Origin of the sequence: Limnospira sp. PMC 289.06 (assembly GCF_032350395.1) — a bacterium.
In the GTDB taxonomy this organism is placed as follows: domain Bacteria; phylum Cyanobacteriota; class Cyanobacteriia; order Cyanobacteriales; family Microcoleaceae; genus Limnospira; species Limnospira platensis.
Genome location: NZ_JARPLC010000491.1, coordinates 1 through 452, shown reverse-complemented (window position 1 = coordinate 452; position 452 = coordinate 1). Strand labels below are relative to the sequence as shown.

The 452-nt window shown below is 38.5% G+C and carries 1 protein-coding gene; it reads right to left on the bottom strand.

The window, feature by feature from the left end:
- Positions 1-452: group II intron maturase-specific domain-containing protein (locus tag P5674_RS25945; protein WP_315670493.1), on the bottom strand; the 452-nt coding region annotated here is incomplete at both ends.

Sequence of the window (452 nt, the reverse complement as noted above, 5' to 3'; positions counted from 1 at the left end):
TTTGCGTCAGGGCGTATTAGGGTATGTCTGACAATTGGAGTCCAGTTGTGTTTGAACAGATGTAACCCATCTTTGGTTTGGAACAGCCAATTTTCGTGTCTTTCTTTCCCATTGCTAAGTTTAATTGTTCCATGTCTGAAATAATTTCTTAGCTTTTCGTAACTTGACTTTCCGCATCTTGATACTGTCCATGCCCTTAACATTTGCCAGATTATGTTGTCTAGCTTATTGAAGGTCTCTGTTGAGACTACCCCTGAATAATAGTTTGACCATCCCCTAATAATTGGGTTTAGTTTGTTAATCAGGGCTGACTGAGGTGCTGTTTTATGTTGTTTAATTACACCTTTTATCACTTCTGTGTGGGCTTTAACTGCTTTTTGGCTGGGTTTTATGTGAGTTTTGTGTCCTAATAGTTTCCCATGTGGAATTTTCCCAGTTCTATATTTTCCTAC